Consider the following 24375-nt stretch of genomic DNA (forward strand, 5'->3'; position numbering starts at 1 on the left):
ATTCTTATTCAAAGTTATACTAAAATGAGGAGACTTTAGCAGATATCTAGTTAAAATGATAATTGTTGTGATTTATTTTAACCATTCGTACATATCATAGTGTTCTTTTGTCATGCCCATCGCCTTATAAGTATCCTGTGCTCTTTTGTTATCTTTTTCAACATACAAGCGTAGACCCATAAGTTCTGAAGAAGCATCGACTTCTTTTTTCACATGTTCGTACATCATTCTAAAGATTCCTTTTCTACGATATCCTTCAATTACATAAAGAGAGTGGATCCATAACACATTGCCGCAACGCCAATCGGACCATTCGTAAAGATTAAGCATAGAAGCGACGCATTTGTCTCCGTCCATTACTAAGACATACCTTCCGATGTTTTGGTTGTCAAAGATATGCTGAACACCTCTTTTTACGGTAGAAAAATCTAATTTATAGCTTTCAGTTTCCCATGCCATATCCACTTGGAACTGAGCAATTGTTTCCACATATCGCTCGTCGGCAACAATAATATTATACTTGTTCATTTTCTGTAATTACATTAGATTCTATTCCTTTTCCATATTCTTGAGAGTACACATAGGTAAATTCGGCACCGTAAAACATAACTTGTACAGAATAAAAAGTCCAAGCCATAACGACAATAATCGGTGAGCCGGCTCCCCAATGAGAATTGGCTTGTATGTGCGTAAGGTAATAGCGAATACCAAACTGACCCAATTGAAATAAAATTGTCGTCACCACTGCACCGATAAATGCATCTCTCCATTTAATCGTCACATCAGGAATAAATTTATAGATACTCGTAAAGAGTAAAACGGATATCAAAAGTGTAAACGTCTGACGGATACCGTATATAAAATCAACGGTTTTTGTCGTCAGCCATTCTTTTAAAAACTCTGATAACACACTAATTGCAGAATCAATAAAAACTAAAAGTAAAAACAAGCCACCCATGACTAGCACCATGCTAAAAGCGATGAGTCGGTCCATGACCAATTGTTTGAACTTTTGTTTATGAAAGGGTACTTTCCAAAACTTATTCAAAGCCACCTTTAAGGTGTGAAATGATAAAGTAGAAGTAAATATCAAAGTGCCTATACTAATTGATGTCGAAATGGTAGAATCAATTTGTAAGGCGGTTAAGCTATTGATCATCCCTTCTAATTCGATAGCTACCACATCACCCGTTACCAAAGCGATCTCTTCGATCATGTCTTCTTTGATTTCATCTTCATCAAAAAATGCGGTAAGCCAAGTAAACAAGAGGTTTAGAGCGGCAGGCAATGAAATAATGGTATAGTAGGCAAGTGATGCACCATAGATATAGGCATGGTCAAGATTAAATTCTTTCCAAGCGGCAGTAATTAAACGAAAGGCCTTGAGGATCACATGTCCTACGTAATATTGTTCTAATTTTTGACGGATCAATTGATTATTTAAGATTAAAAAATGAATCTAAAGGCAATTTTATACTCACCAAAAAATGATAATTTCAATTATTCCAACAAGGTGGAGAATCAAAAGTATTTCATTGAGATTTTAGATAAATACTCCTCAATCTCTGGTTATGTAATGCAAAAATACGATTTAAATAAAAAAATGATAAAGAATAATTTTATTTTGCATATCAATCCTCAATAGATATATGTTTTTGAACGATATATACTATATTGAGTGAATAACGGTAGAAACTTTTTAAGCTCTAGAAAATTCGAAATGAAGATTTCTTTTTATTCCATTTGTCTCTTTGTTTTATTATTCCATTCAGTTATTGGTCAAGATAAATCACAACATGTGGTAATGGACCCGCAAGGGCATTCTCAGATAATTAGGAAAGTGGTTTTTTCGAGTAATAATCAAAAAATCTATTCCGTATCGGAAGATAGAACAATGAGGGTGTGGGATGTTCCTTCCTCTAGCATTTCACATACTTTTTGGGGTAATATGTCACAAGGAGTCGATGGAGGTTATGGAGCTTTAACTTTATCGCCTGATAATAAACTAATTGCTGTGGCAGGGGAGCTGAAGGATCACGAAATTAGTATTATCAATCTGACTACCGGAGAACAAATTGCCTCTTTATTAGGACACGAAAGCTCAGTTTCAGACCTTCAATTTTCTTCTGATGGAGAATATCTTGTTTCCGCTGGAGCTGATAATACAGTGAGAGTGTGGTACATTCCTTTTTTAGAAAATGAAGTTTTTGAAGAAGAACCCTATGAAGAACTTTCTATAGAAGAACATACTGATTTGGTCTATAATATCGATTTATCGGAAGATGGATCTCGATTGGTGACCTCATCTTTTGATGGTACAGTAAGAATGTATTCTATGTCTGTTGGGATGAAAAGTGCTGCTTTAATGAAAGTGTGGGAGACTTCCGATCGATTTACCAATGTAGAAATTTCTGTTGACAATAAATTTGTAGTTGCCGGAGACGATCATGGTCGTGTATATGTATGGAATACCAACGGAACAGAAGTCGCTTCTCTAACAGATACAGAAGGTTTTATCACTAGCTTGGATTTTTCTGATAACGATGAGTTGTTATTAGTTACGGATTCTAAAGGAAATATAGTATTGTACGATACGGAGGCGTGGGTAAAACATAAATCACTCGACAATAAAAAAGGAATAGTAAGTTCTGCTCAATTTGCCAATCTTTCTAAAAATTATATCCTTACCGCTATAGGAGATCATCCTGAGATTAATATTTGGGATATTTCTAAAAATAAAATTGTAAGAACATTTAAAAGTGATACTAAGTCATTTCATGATGTTACTGTGAGTGGAAGTGAAGTCTACCTATCTAAGGGAAATCAACGTATGATGATTGATTTTGAGGGAATGAAGGTGGATTTAAATGCAAAAAATACGGCATCAGGAACGACAATTGAGAAAGATAATCTATCATTAAAAGATGAATACACTATTCAGTATAATGATGTACGAATTGATGCTGATGATGAAATTGTGACTTTTGGAAAGCTGCCCTCACAAATTGTAATCAGTACTAAATCTTCTTTAAAATTATATGATTTACTGGGGGAGGAACAGCTCGAATTGATGGGCTGTTTAGGTACTGTGGATGAGTTGTATTATTTGAACAATAATAAATACCTGATGGGTAAGAGTGCAGATTTTACTTATCACATTTGGAATTTAGCGACAGGGGAACACCTTGTATCAGCATATATTTCTGATAACAACGATTGGATCATTTGGTCGCCTAAAGGTTATTATGAGGCTTCTGCTGGAGGGGAACAATATGTCGGTTTTCTAGTCAGTCATGGTTTTGGTGTTTTAGGTGAATTCAATAAGTTGAGTTCTTTATCAAATAGATTTCATCGACTTCAAATTCTAAAAAAGATTTACCAATCGGGTGGATTTAAAGAGGCCAACATTTCAAATCATCAACCTATTGACATAGCTGAAATAAAACCAAAGGTAGAATGGGCTTCTCCATTATCAGAAGATGAAATTATAGATGATGCGGTACAAGTGACTGCAACTGTTCGATCTAAATTACCATTATCTAGCTTGCGATTAATGTTAAATGCTAGGCCATATCCACAAATACAAATTGATGAATCTTTAGAGGAAGGAGTATATACCTATAAAATTGATCAGAAAATCAATGTGCCTTTTCATTTTGGTAGTATTCAGCTTTTTATAGAAAATAAGGAAATTAGTTATTTAACGAATCCTCGACACGTAAGTACTGAGGATGTCAACGATAGTTACTCTTTAGATGATCTTTTAAAACAAACATCTGTAAAAGACAAAAAAGATATTCATGTGGTGAGTATAGGTATCTCTGAATTTTCCAACAATGCTTTGAATTTAAAATATGCCGATAAAGATGCGATGTCGCTAGCCGATGCTTTTTTAGGTCAGCAAAGAGGGGAGTTATTTAATGAGGTCAAGTTGAAAAGACTGACTAATAGTGACGCGACTAAAGAAAACATTCTTCAATCGATCAATGATTTAAAAACAGAGGTGACGTCGAAAGATATGACTGTGATTTATATTTCTACTCATGGATTAGAATATAAAAATCAACTTCATTTAACGCCATATGATGTGAATTTGAATACCTTTTCAACTTCTGCTTTAAAATGGGCAGAGTTAGAAGAATCAATAGCACAGTTACCAAGTCAAGTAATCGTATTTTTTGATGTACAAAAAGGTAGAGATTTAGGTTCACAGCTAAAAGCTACACAACTTGTAGAAGAAGTAAGACAATTATCTTCTGATAAAAATAATATTTCGGTTTTTGCATCAAATAATATGGGGGAGGTTCCATTGAATGACGAAAACAACGGCCATAGTCTTTTTGTAGAAGTACTCTTAGAAGGACTAGGAAAAGGGTTGGCAGACAACACTGGAGATCATTTTATATCTCTTAAGGAATTAGCACAGTTTGTCTGTGATCAAGTACAGGAAAGATCGGAAGACCAACAGCATCCGATCATCGTTATACCAACAGCAGCCCCGAATATTTTGATTGGAAATTTAAAATCAAACTAGAAACTAACACTAATTCCAGGACCGACCATCCAGAAGAAAGTATCTGCTTTTAGGAAATAACCGAAACCAATATAAAGAGGTAAGGAGAGTTTACGTCCTGGCCTTTGAAGGGGGTGGACGGAACCTAATGCCACAATACCCAAGTCACGATCAATATCTTCGTTATCTGATAAGTTGAAGGCGTTTAAGGCAATAGATCCAACACCAAAACGATACGGACGAACACGGCCGATAGTGCCTGGCTTAAAGAATTTAAACTGAGCGATAGCTGAAATACTAATACCACTAATACCAGAAGAGATATCGTCTTCGTTGGCTTTCTTTACCAATAGACCGGCAGGGAAAGAAAGGTCGATATCAAATTGTGATTTCCTAGAAGCATAGATTTCGATCTTTTTAGTGTAAATCTGCTCGCTGTATTTATCTTTTTGATGTGAGATATAGATCTCCAACTTCGTCCAATCCTCAAAACGGTGTGTCTTAATTCCTAAATATTTATTTAAGGTGATTAAAGGATCCGAACAGTTATTTTTTTCATAGTTAAAGTGTCGTGGAGAGGTTTCGCCAGGACAAATCACGATATTATCATCCCTTGCTAATTCGATAAGCTGACCTTGTGGGCCAATGACACGAACATCTAGGGTGATGTACTGCTTACCATATAGTTGGAGTCCATCAATTTCATCTGTATTGAACTTTAAGATGACATCAGTAATGGCTTTAGGGTAGAAAATAGGTTTTTCGATTTGGCTTACAATTTTAGGACCGTTACCACAGTCGATCGTGACAAAATCGAAATTTTTAGGCGATTGCTTCTCTTTAATTTTGATGGAGTGTCCTGTGTATTCATCTCCATTATAAATCTTTAGTTCCTTCTGATTAATGTTTAGAGGAACAGAGATTTGCATGGTTTGTACCTCCATTCGGGTGTTCACCGAGTCAATATTTCTATTACTTAAACCTTCGAATAGGTATCGGGCGTGTTGCATTTGTTTACCTTGGAATTTAAGGGAAACAGTTTCCCCAGGATAAACAGAAAGGTCGCCCGTCCAGTTTCTTCCAGGTCGAAGTAACTGAATAGACTCAATAATATTTTTTGAAATGATATTGAAGTTGGTAATGAATTTGGCATCATCACCATCTTTAATGTATAAATAGCCATCTTGAAGATTGTGGTAATCGTACACTCGAATCAGACACAGCGTTTTATTATTACTCATGTTTCTTTTGGTAAATAACTCAGCCACAAGGTGTCCGCCCTTTTCTTCTTGATTTTCTATTCGGTATGTTTTTTCTAATTGAAGTTTTCGGTTCTGTTGAATCTGAAGTTCTATCCCTTCCTCATTCGATTGTGCCCCTTCATAAACAATCTCGTTTTTATCAGTTGCTAAGTAGGTTAATCGAGGTGCCTTTACGTTAAATTTAAGCTCTAAAGGCATGGTTTCGTACCTTTTTCGTCCTTCGATAAGATTTGGAATCAACGTTTCAAATACTATTTCAGTAGAAAAAGACTTGACGAACTTTGGTAATACACTAATAAATATTTTGTTCTCTCTTTGGAACAGACGCCAAGATAGATCCGCTTGTTCGTGCCAAATATTATCTACTCTAAGATTTTCTTCTCTGTTACTTAGAATCTCGTATTCTTTTTCCTCACCAATATACAACTCACGTTCAACATCAGGTTTTTTATCTGCGATTTCGACAATTGTGTTGGTGTAGGGAAGAAGCTTTTGTTCGTAAGTGACTTCTTGTCCGTCTATAGTCCATAAGTTAAAGACAAAAGAAGGTTTAGCGTTTTTATTAGTTTCGACAAATTGAAGCTTAAAACGATATACATTATCACCTACAGCAAGCGGTTCTTCAATTACTTTAAAATCGTTGGCATGAATGAGTTTTAAATCGGTAATCTGATCCTCGTGTTTTAGATACACCCTTACCTCAAATACCTGCTCAATATCTTCAAAATAGAAAGGTAATGTGACTTCACCTCTTCGCCTTTTATCATGAATTCCATGAACAGACAGAGATGAAACTGTAGTGTCAGAAACAATATCAATGTCTTCAATAAAATGCGAAGCTTTCTGAGCAAAAAGGTCCTCAGATTGTGAGCAAATTAGAAAGAATAATAAAAAAAATAAACGCAAGCTAGGTTTCATATTATCTATTAAAGTTTATCTCTTTTTAGGTGATTTCAATTCAAGAGATATCAGATCAAACAAATATAATTGAATGACATTTTAAATATAATGTTTTTTATTTCCTTTTGAGGTACTATTTCGGTTATCAGATAGTTAAAATTATTTATTGCAGTCGCCTTATATCACTTTTTGATCCAACCAAATTATATATTTTATCAAATTATTGATTTATATTGTAACGTATTTATTGATAATCAGTAATTTTTATCAAGAAATCTAATGATAAACTAAGCCTCAACTATGCGTTACTCTTCCGTCTTACTATTACTATCAATATTCTATTTTGGGTGCAGTAAATCTGCTCAAAAAGCTGAATTCTATCAAATAGAAAATAATGCAGCCGACCAAGCTTTAGAAGCGGCCGTTTATTTGGATAGTGCTACCCTACATTCGTATTTATCGCCCGTTTTCGATAGCATCGTTTTGTCCATTCAGTTTGATGAAAATGTTGAACCAAAGCAAAACAATTTTAATGAAGGGGATTGTGAAGTAAAGGTCTATAAAAAGAAAAATGATGCTTGGAGTGTTGTAGAAAGTCAAACGGATTGTGGGTCTAATAGCAATCAGGTAATGCGATGGATTTATAAAAACAATCGTTTGGTCTTTTATCAAGATATATCCTCTGTAAACCTCACTAACGAACCTGCTGATTTTTACATTTATGATGAGCTTTTAATACAAAGAGAAGGGGAACTTCATTCCATGGAGCGAGAAATTACTGTAGAGGAGTTTCACTCAGGGTTGATAAGTAAATCGTATTATCATAATAATCGAACGGTAACGCAGATTGAATCAGCTTCTAAGTGGTTGATAAGGGAATTGTTTGCAGAAAATGGTTTGTAAGATGAAGGCGTATTGTATTTCTGGATTAGGTGCGGATCGGAGAGTATATGATTTCCTTACACTGAAAGTGGAATTAATACATTTGGATTGGATTACCCCTCAAAAAAATGAATCTCTTCAACATTATGCTCTACGGTTATCGGAAAAGATAAATACTAGGGAAGATTTTATCCTTATTGGTGTGAGTTTTGGAGGAGTTGTAGCAACAGAAATTGCCAAAGTGCTTCATCCGAAATTAACGATTTTACTATCAACAATTGAAATTAGTCTAGAATTACCCCTTTTGTATCGAATTGTTGGAAGGACAAGATTTTTAGAAATCTTACCACACCAATTATTTCGTATGCCCTTTTTAATAGCATCCAAACTATTCGGTACTAAGCATAAAGTTTTAAAAGATATTTTGAAGGATTCTGATCCATCATTTACCCAATGGGCAGTAAATGCTTTAATACATTGGAAGAATGAACAACGATTATCATCAAATAAACTTAGAATTTATGGAAGTAAGGATTTGATTTTGCCCGCTAGAGAATGTGATGTGTTAATTGAGGGTGGGCATCATTTTATGATAGTGGATCGAGCAAATGAAATTAGTTCAATTATAAATAATAAATTAGATGAGCTTATTTCAAACTAGAATTAATTTTCACTAAATTTTATTACATATAAAATACCCAAAAATGATGAAAGCCGCAGTAACCACAAAAGTAGGAGATCCCACAGTAATTGAAATTAAAGAATTAGCTATTCCAAAATCCAAAGAAGGCTGGGTTTTGATTCAAGTGAAAGCATTTGGACTGAATCGATCTGAAATGTACACAAGATTAGGTCATTCTCCAGGCGTTGAATTTCCTAGAATACAAGGCATAGAATGCGTTGGAGTTGTTGCTGAAGATATTTCAAACACATACAAAAAAGGTCAGCAAGTAGCTGCAATTATGGGAGATATGGGTCGATTTTATGATGGTGGTTATGCAGAATACACTTTGGTGCCCATAGAAATTGTGTTTCCATTTAAAAGTGATTTACCTTGGGAAATATTAGGAGCTATTCCGGAAATGTTTCAAACTGTTTCTGGATCATTACATGAGGCATTAGAAATAAAAGCGGGAGAGACATTACTTATTCGCGGAGGCACATCTTCAATTGGTATGTTGTCTTGTCAGTTAGCAAAAGCAAAAGGATTAATCGTAATATCCACCACAAGAAATCCTATTAAAAAAGAAGCCTTAATAAAAAATGGAGCAGATCATGTAATCATAGATTCGGGAGAATTATCGGCCGATGTGAGAAAATTATTCCCTGAAGGTGTAAATAAAGTTTTAGAACTTGTAGGAACAGTCACTTTAAAAGATTCTCTTCAATGTATTTCAAAAAGAGGCATTGTTTGTATGACAGGAATTTTAGGGAATGAATGGACGATGAAAGATTTTACGCCTATGGGTGATATTCCATCTACAGGTAGATTAACTGCATATATGGGTGATGCTGTTGATTTATCAAAAAATCTTTTACAAGATTTTATTGATGATGTTGCAGATGGTAAAATTGATCTCAATATTGATAAAGTCTATCAACTGCATCAAGTTCCAGAAGCACATCAATACATGGAGGATGCAAAAGGGAATGGCAAATTGGTGGTGGTTATTTGATATTTTCCTTCAAAGAAAAAAACTCACTTTAAAAAGACATTTAGTATTAGACCCTAATTATTTTCCATTAGATGATGCTGGAAAATTAAATTATAAAGAAGGAAAATGGGCTGAAGTTGTTGAAGACTTTATGATGTGGGTGGAAAAAGTAAATGTAATTAATTAAAAATCAACTATATTTGTATAAATAATAATGATTCAATAATGGCAACAGAAATAAAGTCAACTCCTGTTTTAAAAGGAGATAATGCAAAACGATTTATAGAAAAAGTGAAAGAGGTAGAAAATAACCCCAAAAAAGACTTTTCTAAGGAGGTTGAAAAAGCCCGAAAAATTTTAAAGAAAACAATTTAAATTAATGTACCTCGATCTTCTCAAAAACTGCTCTTTCGGTTCACTAACAAAAAATTTCAATAAACTTGACACTACAGCATTCGATTGTAATAATGATGATTTGAATGATTTTTTTATTAATGATGCCGTTAAATATTCAAAGGACCTTTTGGGTAAAACTTATGTTTTTGTATTAGATACTGACAAAAGTAACATAGTATGTATGTTTACTGTTTCAAATGATAGTTTAAAGGCAGAAGACCTTCCAAATAGTAGAAAGAAAAAAGTAAACAAAAATATATCTCGTCAGAAACAGAAAAAGAGTTACCCGGCTGTCTTAATTGGTAGGTTGGGAGTTTCAAAAGAATTTATTGGTAAAGGAATAGGGACCCAATTAATGGATTTTATTAAAGCGTGGTTTCTTGATCCAACAAATAAAACTGGTTGTAGGTTTTTAGTAGTAGACGCATATAATCAAGAAAATGCTATTTCATATTATCTCAAAAACGGTTTTCTATTTTTATTTTCAACGGAATTACAAGAAAAGGAATACATGAATCTAGCTTTGAATAAGAATTTAAATACAAGAATGATGTATTTTGATTTACTAAGTTTAGAAAAAACTGACGAACAAAATTAACATACGTTGCAACGAATATTTTCAAATCAATAACATTCTCCTTACTTTTGTACTCCTTTTGAATTTTCAAAAGTGATTAATAATCAATCAGTAATGAGAAAAGTAGCCTTTTATACACTTGGTTGTAAATTAAATTTCTCTGAGACAAGTACGATCGGTCGTCAATTTGAGGAAAGAGGATATAAAAAAGTGGAGTTCTCAGATACTCCAGATATATATATAATCAACACTTGTTCTGTCACTGACAATGCAGACAAAAAGTGTCAGAAAATTGTTCGTGAAGCCAAAAAAATCTCACCGAATTCATACGTTGCGATTATTGGATGTTACGCACAATTGAAGCCCAAAGAAATCTCTGAACTTGAGGGAGTTGATGCCGTTTTAGGTGCTGCTGAGAAGTTCCGTTTGCTAGATCTATTGGATGGATTTGTGAAAACAGAAGAACCCACTGTTTTAGCCAAAGAAATCAAAGAAACTAAAGAATTCGTTTCAGGCTATTCGATGAACGATAGAACAAGGACGTTCTTAAAAGTTCAGGATGGCTGTAATTATAAATGTTCGTTCTGTACAATTCCATTAGCAAGAGGTAAATCAAGAAGTGCACGTATTGCTGATATCATCGAAAATGCAAAAGAGATTGCAGCATCAGATGTAAAAGAAGTAGTACTAACTGGTGTAAACATTGGTGACTTTGGTATCATTGATGGAAAACGCCAAGAAAGACTGATCGATTTATTAAAAGAGTTGGATAAAGTAGAAGGTATCGAACGTTATCGTATTTCTTCTATCGAACCAAACTTATTGGACGAAGAGATTATTGAGTTCTGTACTCAATCTGATAAATTTGTTCCTCACTTCCATATTCCATTACAATCAGGTTCTGATAAGATGTTGGAATTAATGAGAAGACGTTACAGAACAGATTTATACCAATCAAGAATTACTGAAATCAGAAAACAAATGCCAGATGCCTGCATCGGTGTTGATGTTATCATCGGTTTCCCTGGAGAAACGGAAGAAGATTTCTTAGATACATATAATTTCCTAAATGAATTAGACGTTGCTTACCTTCACGTTTTTACTTACTCAGAAAGACCAAATACAGACGCTGTTCATATGGATGGAATCGTACAAAAGTCAGAAAGAGCAAAACGTTCGAAAATGCTTCGTATCCTTTCAGATAAGAAGAAAAGAGCATTTTACGAAACTCAATTAGGTACAAAACGCACAGTGCTTTTCGAACACGATATCGAAGAAGGTAAAATGTTTGGCTTCACAGAAAACTACGTTAGAGTAGAAGCGAAGTACGATCCAGCATTAGTTAACGAATTAAAACACGTTGAGCTGGTTCAAGTAAACGACGCAAATGTGGTGGAGATTAAGGAGCCTGAGGTGGTTTATGAGAAACACTAAATGCTTTTTTGGTAGTAGGAGAGGTCAGTTAATATGGATTAGCTGACCTTTTTTGATAGAGTATTATTTTAGGTAGCAGGTAGCAGGTAGCAGGTAGCAGGTAGCAGGTGTTTGGGGATCGTTGAAAATATTTTATTTGATTGATGACTTTTTTAGGTTTGATGGTTTGGATTTAAGTGGGTGATTTGTAGTTTTATGTATATTTTTTAACGATTCATATTTTAAAATGCTACAAGAAAAATCTATTATTTTCGCTACTAGAATAATCAATCTATATAAGTTTTTGTGTGATAACAAAAAGGAGTATATCATTGCTAAACAAATTTTCAGATCTGGAACATCCATAGGTGCTAATATAGCAGAGTCAAGATATGCAGAAAGCAGAAATGATTTCTTGCATAAACTTTCGATCTCCCTAAAAGAAGCAAACGAAACACATTATTGGTTAATTTTATTGGAGAAAGGTGAATATATCGATAATACACAATTTTCTAGTCTAGAAAATGATATAAAAGAATTAATAAAAATGTTAATTAGTGCAACTAAGAAACTCAAAAATTAAATTGCTACCTGCTACCTGCTACCTGCTACCTGCTACCTGCTACCTACTACCTACTACCTACTACCTCATTCGTTAAAATATCTAAATCAAATTTGCCTTTTCCAAAAAAATAATAACCTTTAAGTAATGAAATCATCTATCCAACATATCATCTTTTCCACATTATTGCTTCTAGGCACAATAGGAGTAGTGGTTAACACCCATTATTGCAAGGGGTTGTTGAAAGAGGTGAGCATGACGGAAACGCATGCATGTTGTAACAAGATGAATCATGAAGCAGATCAAAAAGGTGTTGACAAGAAGGGATGTTGCGAACAAAATAAGGAACATCTAAAAGTGACTGATCATTTTGACCATATTATTGATGTGGTGAAAATTCCTTTAGTGACTTATAAGGAAGTTGTGAGAAACTTTTGGCAATCTGCGTATCAATTTGTTCTTCCGGAAGCATTGAAATTTTTGGTAGGTAGTACTAAAAGTATAGCTTCTGTTGAGGAAAAAACTCCCCCCATATATTCCAATATACCTCTAAATGTGTCATTTGAGGTCTTTCGTGTTTAAGTTTTAGGTTGATCCAATATTTTGGATGAAGACTTTCTGAGTCTATAATTTATTTATTAAATTATTGATGCTTTTTCGTACGACATATTTTTTCGTATTTAAAGTACCTAAAACACAACACTCACAATGATTAATAAAATAGTTCGTTTCTTTCTCTACAACAGAGTAGTGACAGTTGCGGCGTTGATTTTAGTAGTTTTTTGGGGATTGATGCACAGTCCTTTTAAATCAAAAATCAACGAATATATACCTTATAACCCTGTATCAGTTGATGCTATTCCTGATATTGGTGATAATCAACAAATCGTATTTACGAAATGGTCAGGTCGTTCTCCTCAGGATATCGAAGACCAAATTACCTACCCTTTAACGACTTCATTATTGGGTATTCCAGGAGTGAAAAGTATTCGCTCTAATTCTATGTTCGGTTTTTCTACCATCAATATCATATTTGATGATGAAACAGAGTTTTACTTTGGTCGAACAAGAATTTTAGAAAAGATCAATAGCCTGCCTCCAGGCACTTTACCCGATGGTGTTCAACCTACATTAGGACCTGATGCGACTGCAGTTGGCCAAGTCTATTGGTACACTTTAGAAGGAAGAGATCCAGAAGGAAATCCAACAGGAGGATGGGATTTGGATGAATTACGTTCCACTCAAGATTTCTTAGTGAAATATGCTTTAATGTCAGCGGATGGAGTTTCGGAAGTAGCTTCTGTAGGCGGATTCGTCAAAGAATATCAAATTGATGTTGATCCAAATGCTTTAAAAGCCTACAATGTCACGCTTCAGCAAGTAATGAACTCTGTAAGAAATTCCAATTTAGATGTTGGAGCAAGAACAATTGAAGTCAATAATGCGGAATATTTTGTACGAGGTATTGGCTATATCAAAAATCTATCTGATTTAGAAGAGGCGGTTATTAAGGTCAACGAAAATGTGCCGATTCGTATCAAAGATGTGGCTAAAGTGGTAGAAGGACCAGCCGTTCGACGAGGTATTTTGGATAAAGAAGGAGCCGAGGCAGTAGGTGGTGTAGTGACCGCTCGTTTTGGAGCCAATCCAATGTTGGTAGTCGACAATGTCAAAGCTAAAATACAAGACATTCAATCAGGTATGCCTCAAAAAGTATTACCCGATGGTACAGTAAGTAAATTAACTATAGTTCCTTTTTATGATCGATCAACTTTGATCAAAGAAACATTAGGAACACTAAACGAGGCATTAATCCAAGAGATCTTAATCACTGTAATTGTAGTACTCATTATGGTGTGGAACTTGAGAGCATCCATGTTGATCTCAAGCTTATTGCCAATTGCTGTACTCATGGTATTCATCGTGATGAAATACATGGGAATTGTAGCAAATATTGTTTCCTTGAGTGGTATAGCGATTGCCATAGGTACCATGGTCGATATTGGTATAGTCATGTCGGAGAACTTGATAAAACACTTGGATCGTAGGGGTGGCCGAAAATTAGTAGATGTCATTTATGATGCTACTGAAGAGGTTTCAGGAGCGATTGTTACAGCAGTGGCCACAACAGTTGTCAGTTTTATTCCTGTATTTACATTACAAGCATCAGAAGGAAAATTATTTTCACCTTTGGCTTATACAAAAACATTTGCCTTATGTGCTTCAGTGGTAGTGGCCTTAATTTTCTTACCAACTTTTGCGTATTACTTCTTTAAATCAACGGAGAGTAAAGGAAGTAGAAAAAATATCGGTCAATACTTATTCTTAGTGTTGGGTATTGGTATCATGATATTCTCTAAAGTCAGTTTAGGTCTAGGCGTGGTATTGATCAGTGCCTATAACATTTTCGAAAAGCCTATTAAAAAATATATTCCGGAAGGATATTATGATAAAATTAGAAGTGGCATTGTGGCTGTTGTAATTGCTTACTTATTAGCCATGGATTGGTTGCCTTTAGGTGCTGAAGAAAGCAATTTTAAGAACTTCTTATTTGTTGGCGGATTGATTATTCTCATTCTTGGAGGTTTCCAAATGTTCATCAAATTGTATCCAAAAATTCTAGCCAAATGTCTTGATAACAAAACAACCTTCCTTTCCATTGTTTTAGCAGTAGTGTTCTCAGGTGTATCGGCATGGGTTGGATTTGCCAAGCTCTTTTCACCTTTCACCACTTTAGGAAATAAAATAGGAGTCGATTTTACAGAGTCAAGAGCTTATCAAAACATGAATAAAGCCTTCCCTGGAATTGGTTCAGAATTTATGCCATCTTTATCTGAAGGTAGTTTCTTATTGATGCCTACGACAATGCCAAATGCAGGTATTTCAGAAGCGAAACGAAACTTGCAACTGATGGATATGGCTGTCAAAAATATTCCAGAAATTGAATCTGTTGTGGGGAAATCAGGCAGAACGGAATCGCCTTTAGATCCTGCACCTATCAGTATGTATGAGAACATCATCAATTACAAATCGGAATATAAAGTGGATGAAGATGGAAATCGTCTTCGATTTAAAGTGGATGAGGAAGGAAAATATGTGAGAGATGACAAAGGCGAATTAGTACTTGATCCTGATGGCAAATATTTCAGACAATGGAGAGACGAGATTAAATCACCAGATGACATTTGGCAGGAGATTGTAAAAGCAACTCATCTTCCTGGTTTAACGTCTGCACCTAAATTGCAGCCTATCCAAACACGTTTGATCATGACTCAAACAGGGATGAGAGCACCAATGGGTATCAAAGTATTTGGACCTGATTTAAAAACCATCGAAGGATTCGGTATTCAGCTAGAAAAGATATTGAAGGAAGTTCCTTCCGTAAAGAAAGAAGCCGTCTTCGCCGATCGTATTGTAGGTAAACCTTATTTGGAAATCGAGTTAGATCGTCAAAAATTAGCTCGATATGGTATGAGTGTAAAGGACATGCAAATGACCTTGGAAATGGTGATTGGTGGTATGCCTTTGACTTATACAGTAGAGGGAAGAGAACGTTATCCGGTTCGTTTAAGATACGCAAGAGAATATAGAGACAATCCAGATGTATTGAAGAAATTCTTAGTGAATGTGCCTTTGGGAATTCAGGTGCCACTAGAAGAATTGGCCGAAATCAAGTACGTTGCAGGACCTCAAAGTATTAAATCAGAAGATACGTTCTTAACCGGATATGTTCTGTTAGATCGTAAAGCGGAGTTCTCTGAAGTTCAAGTAGTCGATCAAGCAACAGATTATATTCAATCAAAAATTGATGATGGATCATTAGTAGTTCCAAAAGGAGTGAGCTATAAATTCTCTGGTAACTATGAAAATCAAATAAGAGCAGCCAAGAGATTATCTATCGTTATGCCCATCTGTTTGATGCTGATCTTCTTCATCTTATACCTTCAGTTTAAATCGGTAAAAACAACCCTCATGGTATTCTCCGGAATTGCCGTAGCATTTAGTGGAGGCTTCTTGATGTTGTGGCTTTACAGCAAACCAGGTTTCATGGACTTTACATTATTGGGGACGAATATGAGACATCTATTTAATGTAGATACAGTCAATTTATCAGTAGCCGTTTGGGTAGGTTTTATCGCATTATTTGGTATTGCAACAGATGATGGCGTGTTGATCGCCACTTATTTAGATCAATCGTTTGCTTCGCATACACCTAATACAGTGAAAGGAATTCGTCAAGCAGTACTTGAAGGAGGGATGAAAAGAATCCGACCAAGTTTGATGACTACCGCTACTACTTTATTGGCGTTCATTCCAATCTTGACTTCAACAGGTCGAGGTGCAGATATCATGAAGCCAATGGCTATTCCTGGTTTCGGGGGGATGACGGTAGCTTTATTGACTTTATTTGTGGTACCTACATTGTACTGTGCAGTAAAAGAAAGTGCATTACTTAAAAAGAAATAATCATGAAAAGTATCATCAAAAAATATATAGTTAGTATTCTGTTGTTGACTGCCTTTCAAGTAAATGCACAGAATCAATTTTTAGATAGTTATATTCAAACAGCCATTGAAAATAACTATGGAGTACAATCTCAATCTCAGAATATTCAAGCAGTTGCTGCAGAGAAAGAAATGATTAAAGGACAGGGGTCTGGAAATTTAGAAGTGATGTATGGTTATGGAGTTTCTCCTATTGAAACAAGAAATGGGCCTTTAAATCATAAAATTTCGGCAGGGATCATGTTGCCTTGGTTTGGTACTCGATCGACAAAGTATCAAGTGGTGGATCAGAAAGTGACATTGGCTCAGAATCAAAAGAAGATTGCAGAAAATAATATCAGATATTCTGTGCGAGCAACTTATTTTAAAATGATTCAGAACAAAAAGGACTTATCCTCTGCAAGAGAAAATTTAGATATTCTGAAATCATTTGAGAACATCGCTTTAACACAATACGAAAACAGTAAGGGTTCTATGGTGGATGTCTTGAGAGTGCAAATGGAGATGGAAGATGCCAACAATAAGATTGAAAGTTTGATGCAAGACAGTTTAGTACTCAAACAACAATTGGACTTGGTCATCAATAAACCAATATCTGATGTTCAATTAGTTGAGCAATTTCAATTCAAATCATTTGATAATGCACACTTAGAAGAGAATCCGACTTTACAATCACTTGCTGCTTCAGAACAAGTAGTTGGAGCACAGATGGTGACTGTAAATAAAGCGGCGGCTCCTCAAATTAAAGTGAGTGTTGATTATGGAATTTTAGGTCAGCCTTCCGGAATGTCAGCAGAAGATGCTGGTAAAAATACAGTGATGCCTATGGTAGGTTTATCCATTCCTCTGTTTAATCAGAAAAAATATTCTGGACAAAAAGAACAGTTGAGAATGCAACAACAAACCATTTCGCTTAAAAAGCAGGAGACTGAAAATGTCTTAAAGTCAGAATACTTGAAAGTGCAAAATCAATTAAACGATGCACAGAGAGATATAAAGGTTATTCAAAGTCAGTTGGGACAAATTGACCAAGCCATAGATATTCAACAAGAGGCGTATACAGTGGCAAAACCTCAAGGATCTGAGTTCTTAGAATTACTAAGATTACAGATTCAGCGACTTAATTATCAATTCAAACAACATAAAGCGGAACAATCTCAGTGGGAGGCCTTGGCCAAATTGAGTTTTATTGAAGGAGTAGAAGAGTAGATTGTTTCCAATTAAATAGTACTAAAATGAAAAAATACATTCAATCATATAGCGTAATAATAATAGTGTTTGTTGTAGGCCTGTTTTCAGGTTGGTTATTCTTTGCTGGAGAACCATCACATAAACACGAGGAACATCAACATGCAGAGAAAGAAACTCAGTGGTGGACATGTTCTATGCATCCTCAAATTAGACAGCAAGAACCAGGAGATTGTCCAATTTGTGGAATGGATTTAATACCAGCATCTTCCGGAAATGAAGGTCAGGATTTATCTCATATTTCATTATCACCTTCTGCGGTAGCATTGGCAAACATTCAAACAACTCAAGTCACTAAACAAGAAGCAGAGAAAGTGTTGACAATGCAAGGTAAAGTAGCAGTGGATGAGAGAAGAACGTTTTCTCAAACGGCACACTTTTCAGGAAGAATTGAGAAAAGCTTTGTGAATTATATTGGTGAAAGAGTTCGTAAAGGACAAAAATTAGCCACTATATATTCCCCTCAATTGGTTACAGCGCAAAGAGAGTATTTTGAAGCGAAAAAAGTGAAAGATAGAAATCCTCAATTATTACGTTCTGCTATAGAAAAACTAAGACTTTGGAAATTGACAGATCATCAAATAGAAGAGATTGATAGAAGCGGAAAAGTAAGAACAGAGTTTGATATCAAAGCAGATATTTCTGGAGTGATCACAAAACTGAATGTCGTCGAAGGAGATCATATTATGGAGGGACAAGTCATGTATGATGTGGCCGATCTTTCTCGCCTTTGGGTAAAATTTGATGCTTACGAAAGTGATTTAGCTTGGTTGAAAACAAACGACAAAATCACCTTTACCGTATCGTCTTATCCAGGTCAGAATTTCAGTTCTAAAATAGACTTTATTGATCCATTCATCAATCCTAAAACAAGAGTGGCTTCAGTAAGAGGTAGTGTATACAATAAAGGAGGAAAGTTAAAACCTGAAATGTTTGTAACAGGCAAAGTGATGGCGAAACTTCCGGTGAAAGAAGATGTAATTGTCGTACCTAAAACAGCTGTATTATGGACTGGTCCACGTTCAATTGTCTATGTCAAAGTGCAAGGTGAAAATCAACCGACATTTGAAATGAGAGAAGTGGTTATGGGAACAGAGTTGTCTAATGCCTATATCATCAAAGAAGGATTGAAACAAGGTGAGGAAGTGGTGACTCAAGGAACGTATACAGTAGATGCTGCTGCTCAATTAAAAGGAAAGCCAAGTATGATCAATCCTAAAAAAGGAATGGATAATGAGCATATGAACATGGATATGTCAAAAATGGAAAAGCATCAAAAATTTGGAGATGATTTGGTTTCTGAAGTGTTTAGAACTCAACTTCAAAAAGCTTTTCAAAGCTACATCATGCTAAAAGATGCATTAGTGGCTAGTGATGATCATAAAACATCAGAATTAATTAATGATTTTGAAAAATCATTAGAAGGTGTAAAAATGAATGGCGTAAAAGGCGATGCACATATGTATTGGATGATGACTTCCAAAGCATTGAAAGGTAGTTTAACCGAAATGTCAAATGCAGATAACATTGATACTCAAAGAAGACACTTTGTAGATGTATCAAAAGAAATGATCAATTTGATTACAAAATTGGGCTTACCGAAAGATCAAAAAGCCTATTTAATGTATTGCCCTATGGCCAACGATGACCTTGGTGCTTCTTGGTTATCGAATGTCAACGAAGTGAGGAATCCATATTATGGAGATATGATGTTAAAATGTGGGGCAGTGAAAGAGGAATTAAACTAATAATATTTCAACCTTTACAAATAAATAATTGTCATTATTCTAAGAAATTTTGTAATTATTTGTTTGTGAAGGTTCATTTAACTTTATTTATAATCTGTAGTAATATTTTTCATCTTCCAGAAATGGGTGATGTGTCTTTGTTTATTGATAATCATTTTTTTAGCTGACTTTTAAAAAGGCAAACTTTCTATTTGTACTTTCAACACACTATGAACTTCATATCAAAATTCTCACAATGGATGTTATCTGCAAAAGATAAACATGATTTGGTAGCGATTAAAAAAGCAAACTTTCTTTTAGCAACGTTACAAACTACTTTTTTACTATCTTTTATTTACATGCTTTTCTCAAAGTATGTTATGTATTATCCTACTGGGGTGAAGGTTTGTATTTACTTTCTATTAATGCATGTTATCCTAATGGTTTTATTTAAACTCAGAGTATCCACATTATTTTTAGGTAATGCTTATTCCTTTTTAACCTTGTCAGGTTTTCTGTTGGTAGCAATTACTTCTGGAGGAGTTAGTTCACCCATTATAGCATGGTTATTATGTACAATCGTATCTGCATATTGGTATGCAAATAAACTTTCAGGGATAATTTGGTCTGTATTTGCCATAAGTTCTGTTGCATTTTTATTTATCATTGAATTGTTTGGAATAAAGTTGCCGAATGAAATATCAAATGAACATTACTTTATATTTTCAGGTACCATGTTCTTAGGTATTCTTTGTTATTACTTAATTGTAATTGTTACCTATGAAAAATGGCAGAAAGAGGCAAAAGATGAGTTGAAAAAGCAAAATGATGAATTAGCTGTGACTTATGAAGAGCTTTCACAACAAACGGATGAAATTTTGGCTCAAAGGGAAATGTTACATGAGCATTCTCAAAAATTAGAGAAAGTAAATAGTCAGTTAAATTCCAGTATCAATTATGCCAGTAAAATTCAAAAGAGTTTAATGGAGCCGGAAATAATCATTAAACGAGCGTTCAATGATGCATTTATTATTTGGGAGCCAAGAGACACTGTAGGAGGGGATTTTTATTGGTATAGTGCCTTGAATGAACATCAAAAAATTGTGGCAATAATTGATTGTACAGGTCACGGTGTTCCTGCTGCTTTTATGACGATAATGGCGAACGATTTACTACATCAAGTAGTAAATGTGATGAATATTACATCACCAAAAATGATTTTAGAGCATCTTGATCAAGAGATTAGAAGACAGACAAGTAAAGGACAAACTTCTGTAGAGGATGGAATGGATATTTCTATTGTTTTAGTAGATGATAAGTTATCTGAAATCACTTTTGCAGGAGCCAAGCAATCTTTATATGGTTTTATCCAAGGTGAATTTCACACATTTAGAGGTGGGAAATTTTCTATTGGAGGCCATGTTCTATTAGATAAAGTATTTGAACAAACTGTTATTCCATATCAAAAAGGAGATGTGATATATATACAATCTGATGGTTTTCAGGATCAGTTTGGAGGGAGAAATTTCAAAAAATATTTAAAAAAGAGGTATAGGAAATTACTTCAAGATCAATACTTAATTGATATGATCAAACAGAAAGAAACACTTTATGAGGAGTTGATGAGCTGGAAGGGAAAGGAAAGACAAACTGATGATATATTAGTTATGGGGATTAAGCTGTAGTTATTATAAATGTTGATTTAGATTTTTTAGCCCAACCATTTCCGTTTTTGTGATGTAAGTAGATGATTAATAATTTTCAAGTGTATCTTTGTTATATATAAACACAATATATAATGAAAGAACTAATACTAGACACTTCCCTCGGTTGTAAAATGTGTGAAGCTAAAGTTCAACCACTTTTAGATGCAGATCCAAGAGTGATTGAATGGGAAGTGAAAGATGGACATATATTAAGAGTAGTTACTGAAGGTGCTTGTCAAAAATGTGTAAATAAAATAATTGGAGAGGCAGGGTATGAGGTAAAAGAACAACTTTCCTCTAAAGATGTTGATCCAAAAGATTATGCACATAAGATTACACACGAAATACCTAAGATAGAATACGAAAAACCTAAAGTAACAGCAGAGAATGCGGGTAAATATTATTGCCCAATGATGTGCGAAGGTGATAAGGTATATGATGATATGGGTGACTGTCCTGTTTGTGGTATGCCATTGGAGAAAATTCCAGAGCCAAAACCTGCAGTAAAGTATTCTTGTCCGATGCACCCCGAGGTAGAAAGTGATGAACCAGGAGATTGTCCAAAATGCGGAATGCCTCTAGAACCGGTTATGCCAGAAACTTCTGAAGAGGAAGAAAATGAAGCCTATACTGACATGAAACGCAGGTTTAGATTAAGTCTGTTATTCACTGTTCCTGTGGCACTAATTGCTATGTTGGGTCATATTATTCCTAGTATTCATCATCAAATGTTAAGTATGATGTCCCAAACAGCTTGGAATGGAATTCAGTTTGTTTTGACCATTCCGATGGTGTTTTATACAGGATGGATTTTCATGAAAAGAGCTTATTCATCCATTATCACTAGGAATTTTAATATGTGGACACTGATAGGTATCGGAACTGTAGTTGCTTTTGTCTTTAGTGTTTTTGCCTTATTTTTTCCAACTATTTTTCCAGAACAATTTAAGTCCAACGGAGCAGTTGATGTTTATTTCGAAGCCACTTGTATCATCTTGTTGCTGGTCATGTTGGGTCAATTAATGGAATTAAGAGCACACTCAAAAACCAATTCAGCTTTAAAAGCTTTATTACAATGGGCACCACCAACAGCAACAGTCATTAGAAATGATAAAGACCTTGTTGTAGCTGTTGAACATATCGAAAAAGGAGATAAGGTAAGAGTAAAACCAGGAGAAAAAGTAGCTGTAGATGGTATTATCTTGGAAGGATATGGAACTGTAGATGCTTCCATGATTACCGGTGAACCTATTCCTCAGGAAGTGAAAGAAGGAGATAAAGTGAGTAGTGGTATGATCAATACCAACGGAAGCTTTATCATGAATGCAGAGAAAGTAGGTGGAGAAACTTTACTCTCCAAAGTAATTGATATGGTCAATGACGCCAGTCGTTCAAGAGCACCTATCCAAAAAGTAGCCGATCAGATTGCAAAATACTTTGTACCAATCGTGGTAAGCGTATCCATTCTCACTTTCTTGATTTGGTTATTCTTCTACAATGGAGAAAATGCAGCGGTTTATGCTTTAGTCAATGCTGTTGCAGTATTGTTAATTGCTTGTCCATGTGCTTTAGGTTTGGCTACTCCAATGTCTATCATGGTGGGTACAGGAAAAGGTGCTGAATATGGAATCTTAGTAAAAGATGCTGAGTCTCTACAACAGCTAAATGATGTAGATATGTTGATGATCGATAAAACAGGAACCTTAACGGAAGGAAAGCCATCTGTTCATCAAGTAATCAGTTTTTCTGACTGGGAGGATGAAGAAATTATCAAAACAGCCGCAGCACTTGATAAAAACTCAGACCATCCATTGGCAAAGGCAATAGTTAAAGCATCAAAAGAATTTTCTGATGCACAATATGAAGTATCCGACTATAGATATTTGATAGGTAAAGGTTCAGAAGCTATTGTCAATAATCATAAAATTCAATTAGGTAATCACAAACTGTTATCAAAGAGTATTTTAAACGATCAACAGTTTAAAGAAATTGAAAAGCAACAGGCAAAAGGAGCAACGGTAGTGTATCTACTTCAAGATGATCAAATTAAAGGTGCTATATCACTCATCGACCCAGTAAAACCAACAGCGATTAAAGCTGTAGCCGATCTTCATAAAAGAGGTATTAAGGTCATGATGTTAACCGGCGATAATCAACAAACGGCAAAATTTGTGGCTGAACATGTAGGTGTCGATGAATATCAAGCGGAATGTATGCCTGAAGATAAACTGGAAAAGGTAAAAGAGTATCAAGCAAAAGGATTCACTGTGGCAATGGCTGGAGATGGTATCAACGATGCTCCAGCATTAACTCAAGCGAATATAGGTATTGCTATGGGCGATGGCACAGATATCGCTATCCAAAGTGCAGAAGTTACTTTATTAAAAGGCGATATATCGAATTTAGTAAAGGCCTTTAAATTGGGTGATAAAGTGATGAGAAATATAAAGGAGAACTTAGTTTTCGCGTTTTTCTACAATGTGCTTGGGGTGCCAATAGCAGCAGGAGTGTTATTCCCATTCTTTGGAATTTTATTATCTCCAATGTTAGCGACTTTGGCAATGAGTTTTAGTTCTGTATCGGTCATTACTAATGCCTTAAGATTAAGAAGTTCTAAGTTATAGTAATAAATATAATAATTAAGGAAGAGAGAGGTTATGTCATTTACTGGATAACCTCTTTTTTATGAAAACATAAATTTATACATTTTTGAATTTACAAATAACAGATTAGAATAAGTTGTTTCATTTTGTAGGAGAATAAATAATTGAATAACAAAATACATTACTTAAAAGATCTTAGTGATAAAATTTTGCTTAGATCTTTTATTTTTTTGTTCTAAAATCGCAACTTTAAGTTAATTAAAGTTAAAACGAGATGAATATGTATTCATTTTTAAGGAGTTAACAATTCAATCTACTTGATTTGTAATACTAGCTACACAATAGATAAGTAACTACATTAGACTTAATAATGATAAATAATTTTCAACTCAAATTAACAATCACTCTCTCATTTCTATTTTTTAC

18 protein-coding genes are annotated in these 24375 nt (G+C 34.7%); 15 read left to right on the forward strand and 3 right to left on the reverse strand.

Annotated elements, in window-relative coordinates; all coding sequences use genetic code 11:
• Positions 1–72: 72 nt before the first annotated feature.
• On the reverse strand, positions 73–528 hold the full coding sequence (locus MY04_RS04310) for a GNAT family N-acetyltransferase (RefSeq protein WP_066206854.1): 456 nt from the start codon (positions 526–528) through the stop codon (positions 73–75).
• On the reverse strand, positions 515–1432 hold the full coding sequence (locus tag MY04_RS04315) for a YihY/virulence factor BrkB family protein (protein ID WP_066206856.1): 918 nt from the start codon (positions 1430–1432) through the stop codon (positions 515–517). The genes MY04_RS04310 and MY04_RS04315 overlap by 14 nt, the downstream gene beginning before the upstream one ends.
• A gap of 288 nt (positions 1433–1720) precedes the next feature.
• On the opposite strand from MY04_RS04315, the gene MY04_RS04320 reads away from it, so the two are divergent.
• The gene (locus MY04_RS04320; RefSeq protein WP_158297561.1) at positions 1721–4534 is read left to right on the forward strand and encodes a caspase family protein; all 2814 of its coding nucleotides are present in this window, start codon (positions 1721–1723) and stop codon (positions 4532–4534) included.
• Here MY04_RS04320 and MY04_RS04325 read toward each other — a convergent pair.
• Positions 4531–6693, reverse strand: a complete 2163-nt coding sequence (locus MY04_RS04325) for a hypothetical protein (protein WP_066206864.1) — start codon at positions 6691–6693, stop codon at positions 4531–4533. The genes MY04_RS04320 and MY04_RS04325 overlap by 4 nt on opposite strands.
• Positions 6694–6975: 282 nt before the next feature.
• On the opposite strand from MY04_RS04325, the gene MY04_RS04330 reads away from it, so the two are divergent.
• From MY04_RS04330 to MY04_RS04395, 14 genes are all read left to right on the forward strand, one after another.
• A complete protein-coding gene (locus tag MY04_RS04330) occupies positions 6976–7578 on the forward strand; it encodes a hypothetical protein (protein WP_066206865.1) in 603 nt (200 codons plus the stop codon).
• 82 nt (positions 7579–7660) lie between these two features.
• Positions 7661–8218, forward strand: a complete 558-nt coding sequence (locus tag MY04_RS04335) for an alpha/beta hydrolase (protein WP_236941095.1) — start codon at positions 7661–7663, stop codon at positions 8216–8218.
• A 43-nt stretch (positions 8219–8261) separates the two neighbouring features.
• Positions 8262–9233: a zinc-binding alcohol dehydrogenase family protein gene (locus MY04_RS04340; protein WP_236941096.1), complete on the forward strand. Its 972-nt coding sequence runs from the start codon at positions 8262–8264 to the stop codon at positions 9231–9233.
• The gene (locus MY04_RS04345; protein ID WP_066206867.1) at positions 9208–9399 is read left to right on the forward strand and encodes a hypothetical protein; all 192 of its coding nucleotides are present in this window, start codon (positions 9208–9210) and stop codon (positions 9397–9399) included. Before MY04_RS04340 ends, MY04_RS04345 begins: the two co-directional genes overlap by 26 nt.
• Before the next feature lie 38 nt (positions 9400–9437).
• The gene (locus MY04_RS04350) at positions 9438–9587 is read left to right on the forward strand and encodes a hypothetical protein (RefSeq protein WP_169055520.1); all 150 of its coding nucleotides are present in this window, start codon (positions 9438–9440) and stop codon (positions 9585–9587) included.
• Between the two features lie 4 nt (positions 9588–9591).
• Positions 9592–10206 (forward strand): GNAT family N-acetyltransferase, encoded by a 615-nt coding sequence (locus tag MY04_RS04355; protein WP_066206869.1) that lies wholly within the window; start codon positions 9592–9594, stop codon positions 10204–10206.
• Between the two features lie 93 nt (positions 10207–10299).
• The gene (gene mtaB / locus MY04_RS04360) at positions 10300–11619 is read left to right on the forward strand and encodes a tRNA (N(6)-L-threonylcarbamoyladenosine(37)-C(2))-methylthiotransferase MtaB (protein ID WP_066206872.1); all 1320 of its coding nucleotides are present in this window, start codon (positions 10300–10302) and stop codon (positions 11617–11619) included.
• Between the two features lie 226 nt (positions 11620–11845).
• Positions 11846–12181 (forward strand): four helix bundle protein, encoded by a 336-nt coding sequence (locus MY04_RS04365; protein WP_066206874.1) that lies wholly within the window; start codon positions 11846–11848, stop codon positions 12179–12181.
• Positions 12182–12307: 126 nt separating this feature from the next.
• Positions 12308–12742 (forward strand): HYC_CC_PP family protein, encoded by a 435-nt coding sequence (locus MY04_RS04370; protein WP_158297562.1) that lies wholly within the window; start codon positions 12308–12310, stop codon positions 12740–12742.
• A gap of 126 nt (positions 12743–12868) precedes the next feature.
• Positions 12869–16627 carry an efflux RND transporter permease subunit gene (locus tag MY04_RS04375; protein ID WP_066206879.1) on the forward strand — a complete coding sequence of 1253 codons (3759 nt, stop codon included), beginning with the start codon at positions 12869–12871 and terminating at the stop codon, positions 16625–16627.
• Positions 16628–16629: 2 nt separating this feature from the next.
• Positions 16630–17874, forward strand: coding sequence for a TolC family protein (locus MY04_RS04380; protein ID WP_066206882.1), 1245 nt, complete (start codon positions 16630–16632; stop codon positions 17872–17874).
• Between the two features lie 26 nt (positions 17875–17900).
• Positions 17901–19661: an efflux RND transporter periplasmic adaptor subunit gene (locus tag MY04_RS04385; RefSeq protein WP_066206883.1), complete on the forward strand. Its 1761-nt coding sequence runs from the start codon at positions 17901–17903 to the stop codon at positions 19659–19661.
• 209 nt (positions 19662–19870) lie between these two features.
• The gene (locus tag MY04_RS04390) at positions 19871–21325 is read left to right on the forward strand and encodes a PP2C family protein-serine/threonine phosphatase (protein WP_084005765.1); all 1455 of its coding nucleotides are present in this window, start codon (positions 19871–19873) and stop codon (positions 21323–21325) included.
• A 113-nt stretch (positions 21326–21438) separates the two neighbouring features.
• Positions 21439–23970, forward strand: coding sequence for a copper-transporting P-type ATPase (locus MY04_RS04395; protein WP_084005766.1), 2532 nt, complete (start codon positions 21439–21441; stop codon positions 23968–23970).
• The last annotated feature ends 405 nt before the right edge of the window (positions 23971–24375 follow it).

The sequence above is a fragment of the Flammeovirga sp. MY04 genome, from assembly GCF_001682195.2.
In the GTDB taxonomy this organism is placed as follows: Bacteria; Bacteroidota; Bacteroidia; order Cytophagales; family Flammeovirgaceae; genus Flammeovirga; species Flammeovirga yaeyamensis.

Coding starts and splice junctions, on each gene's coding strand:
- MY04_RS04355 (WP_066206869.1), top strand. CDS start 9,592: ATGTACCTCGATCTTCTCAAAAACTGCTCTTTCGGTTCACTAACAAAA.
- MY04_RS04350 (WP_169055520.1), top strand. CDS start 9,438: ATGGCAACAGAAATAAAGTCAACTCCTGTTTTAAAAGGAGATAATGCA.
- MY04_RS04310 (WP_066206854.1), bottom strand. CDS start 528: ATGAACAAGTATAATATTATTGTTGCCGACGAGCGATATGTGGAAACA.
- MY04_RS04345 (WP_066206867.1), top strand. CDS start 9,208: ATGGCAAATTGGTGGTGGTTATTTGATATTTTCCTTCAAAGAAAAAAA.
- MY04_RS04320 (WP_158297561.1), top strand. CDS start 1,721: ATGAAGATTTCTTTTTATTCCATTTGTCTCTTTGTTTTATTATTCCAT.
- MY04_RS04390 (WP_084005765.1), top strand. CDS start 19,871: ATGAACTTCATATCAAAATTCTCACAATGGATGTTATCTGCAAAAGAT.
- MY04_RS04375 (WP_066206879.1), top strand. CDS start 12,869: ATGATTAATAAAATAGTTCGTTTCTTTCTCTACAACAGAGTAGTGACA.
- MY04_RS04380 (WP_066206882.1), top strand. CDS start 16,630: ATGAAAAGTATCATCAAAAAATATATAGTTAGTATTCTGTTGTTGACT.
- MY04_RS04365 (WP_066206874.1), top strand. CDS start 11,846: ATGCTACAAGAAAAATCTATTATTTTCGCTACTAGAATAATCAATCTA.
- MY04_RS04385 (WP_066206883.1), top strand. CDS start 17,901: ATGAAAAAATACATTCAATCATATAGCGTAATAATAATAGTGTTTGTT.
- MY04_RS04330 (WP_066206865.1), top strand. CDS start 6,976: ATGCGTTACTCTTCCGTCTTACTATTACTATCAATATTCTATTTTGGG.
- MY04_RS04325 (WP_066206864.1), bottom strand. CDS start 6,693: ATGAAACCTAGCTTGCGTTTATTTTTTTTATTATTCTTTCTAATTTGC.
- MY04_RS04370 (WP_158297562.1), top strand. CDS start 12,308: ATGAAATCATCTATCCAACATATCATCTTTTCCACATTATTGCTTCTA.
- mtaB (WP_066206872.1), top strand. CDS start 10,300: ATGAGAAAAGTAGCCTTTTATACACTTGGTTGTAAATTAAATTTCTCT.
- MY04_RS04395 (WP_084005766.1), top strand. CDS start 21,439: ATGAAAGAACTAATACTAGACACTTCCCTCGGTTGTAAAATGTGTGAA.
- MY04_RS04340 (WP_236941096.1), top strand. CDS start 8,262: ATGATGAAAGCCGCAGTAACCACAAAAGTAGGAGATCCCACAGTAATT.